Genomic DNA, 2,669 nt, shown 5'->3' on the forward strand with positions numbered 1-2,669 from the left:
GATAGCACTTCCTGCTACCGAGCCTAACATCATAGGAGTTAAAATTAAACCTGCATTTGTAGCAGAACCTCCATAAACAGCTTGAACGAAAATAGGAATAAATACCGTTAAAATAATAAACGTTGCTCCGTATAAGAAAGCGAGAATTTGTGATGTTGCAAATAAACGGCGCTTGAACATCCAAAATGAAATAATCGGCTCTTGCGCGCGTTTTTCCACAAAAAAGAAGAGTGATAGCGCCACAGCAAAGATAGCAAAAAGAGATAAAATTTGCGGAGAAGACCAATCGTACTCTTTCCCTCCAAGTTCAAGAGCAAACATTAAACTAACTACTGAAATTACAAGAGTGGCTGCACCAGCCCAGTCAATTTTTTGTTTTTTATGACTTTTTGATTCTTTATAAAAGCGCACAATAAAAAATAACGATAAAAGTCCAATCGGCACGTTCACATAAAACACCCAGTGCCAGCTGATGTATTCCGTAATGTATGCACCAAGAAGCGGACCAAATACGCTTGCTGAGCCAAAAACGGCACCTAATAATCCCGTCATTTTCCCGCGTTTTTCAGGAGGGAAAATATCAAATACAATAGTAAAAGCAATCGGAAGAAGCGCTCCTCCTCCAATTCCTTGAATCGCCCGGTAAATACTTAGCTGCACAATACTTTGCGCTAGGCCACACAATGCAGATCCAAGTAAAAATACCGTCAATCCAAAAATAAAAAACCGTTTACGGCCGTACATATCAGACAGTTTACCAAATATCGGCATACCTGCCATCACGGCAACCATATAGGCGGACGTAACCCAAACAAACTTATCTAACCCACCTAGATCAGAAATGATTTTCCCCATAGCCGTCGCTACGATGGTATTATCCATGGCTGACATAAAAATACCGAGCAGCAATCCTGCTACGATAAAACGAATATTTTTTTCTGATGAAACCATTTCAGTTCCTCCTTTCGCGTCATCTTTTTGATGAACAGAAATGATAGCTACTTAAATTATTATATTCAAATTTGAGTATTTTACAATCTTAAATGTGCTTTTTTTAGAAATAAACATAAGAAAAGCGTAATGGGTCCATTACGCTTTTACTGTGAGCTGAGGCTCTAATTCAATCTCAACATTTCCTTGAATGGCTCTTGAAATCATACAGGATGTTTCTGCTTTTTTTATAAGTCGATTGATTTTTTCTTCTTGAGCCGCAAATTCAGATGTGATGATAACATGAGGTTTATGAATAATTTTTTCGTATGTGAATACACCATTCGTCACGTCCACAATAGCTTCTGATTCCATCGATAAAGCCTCCTGACGAATTCCGCTTCTTTCGAACATCGCTGCAAGCGTGATGATGTAACACGTGGCTGCTGCCCCTAGCAGCATTTCATCTGGATTTGTTCCCACTCCTGGCCCGTCCATTTCTGGTGGAATGGAAATTTTTGTTTTTAATTGTCCTGATTCAATTGTACCTACTTCATTTCGGCCTCCTGGCCAATTTGCTTGCAAATGAAAGTGATGTTTTGCCATAGTTTATCCTTCTTCCTTCTATATAATGATGTGTACCTAGCGTACCCTTTTTATGTATAAAATAAAAATGTTCTGCTTGTCACAGCAAAAAGACTGCTAAACGGTGCAGTCTTTGTTTTTTCTTAACTTAAAGGTACTTTCTTTTCGCTTTCAACGAAAGCTTTGATTAATAAAGGCAGCCAGTCCTGCAGGTTTGTAAATGAATATCCCCAAAAGCTAGCCTTTTCATTACTCATCGTCCAAGAATGATCTACTCCGTAAGGAGAACTATTTTCATCTGTTAAACGAGAGGTTGTTCTTGCTGTTTTATTCGCTGCTTGTTCAATATATGAAAATAAATTTTTGAGTGAAATAGTACCATTTGAACAAGCGTTAATCGGCCCTTTTAGCTTCTGTTCTGCACACCAGACTAAAAATTCACCGGCTTCTTCCTGTGAAATGAAGTTCATTTCTGCTTCAATAGCCGGTACACCAATTTCTTCTTCATGCATAATTTTTTCTACGTGAAAACGTAAGCGATCCGTATAATCATCTTTTCCCATTACAATTGGAAAACGGACAGCCGTTACCGAAAACGGTGCTTTTTGAAAAAATACCGCTTCAGCTTGGCGTTTTCCTTCTTGGTAGGAAATATTTTCACGGCGTGTATATGAAATAGGATACTTGTATGGATCAAACTCTTCTTCATAACACGTTTTTTCTAAAGAACCGTATACTGAAAGAGTCGAGGTGAGTACATAATGACTCGTACTATGACGAAAAGCTTCAACAGCCACAGCTGCGCCGTGTGAAGAATAGCATATTTGATCGAAGATAACATCCCATTTTCTTCCTCGTGTTGTTTCGATTACAGAATCTTTTTCTACACGATCAAGAAAAATCCGTTMAACTCGGTCGCCGAAATCATCTGGGGTTTTACCTCGCGTTGCTAACGTAACCTTAACTCCTTTAGAGAGCAATGTCTGGACTAAATTTTTTCCAAAAAAACGAGTTCCACCTAACACAAGTGCTGTTTTCATCTTTTTCTCCACCTTTCGTATTTGATATGGATAACCATACCATTATTATCCAACTTTTTTGTTCATAAAGCTATGAATCTTTCCGCTTATTTTTTTATATTCCCACCTATTTTT

At 38.2% G+C, this 2,669-nt stretch carries 3 protein-coding genes; all 3 read right to left on the reverse strand.

Going from position 1 to position 2,669, the window contains the following annotated elements:
* The coding region (locus tag AC1DRF_RS22380) for an MFS transporter (protein ID WP_477741719.1) at nucleotides 1–951 on the reverse strand (951 nt) is incomplete at its 3' end.
* A gap of 138 nt (nucleotides 952–1,089) precedes the next feature.
* Nucleotides 1,090–1,536 carry an OsmC family protein gene (locus tag AC1DRF_RS22385; RefSeq protein ID WP_427076046.1) on the reverse strand — a complete coding sequence of 149 codons (447 nt, stop codon included), beginning with the start codon at nucleotides 1,534–1,536 and terminating at the stop codon, nucleotides 1,090–1,092.
* Nucleotides 1,537–1,658: 122 nt separating this feature from the next.
* Entirely contained in the window at nucleotides 1,659–2,555 is an 897-nt protein-coding gene (locus AC1DRF_RS22390) for an NAD-dependent epimerase/dehydratase family protein (RefSeq protein WP_477741720.1), read from the reverse strand.
* Nucleotides 2,556–2,669: the final 114 nt, after the last annotated feature.

It is taken from the genome of Priestia sp. P5_B4 (assembly GCF_056400385.1).

Bases quoted from the DNA above. Each gene is read 5' to 3' on its own strand.
- AC1DRF_RS22385 (WP_427076046.1), bottom strand. From the start codon at position 1,536: ATGGCAAAACATCACTTTCATTTGCAAGCAAATTGGCCAGGAGGCCGA.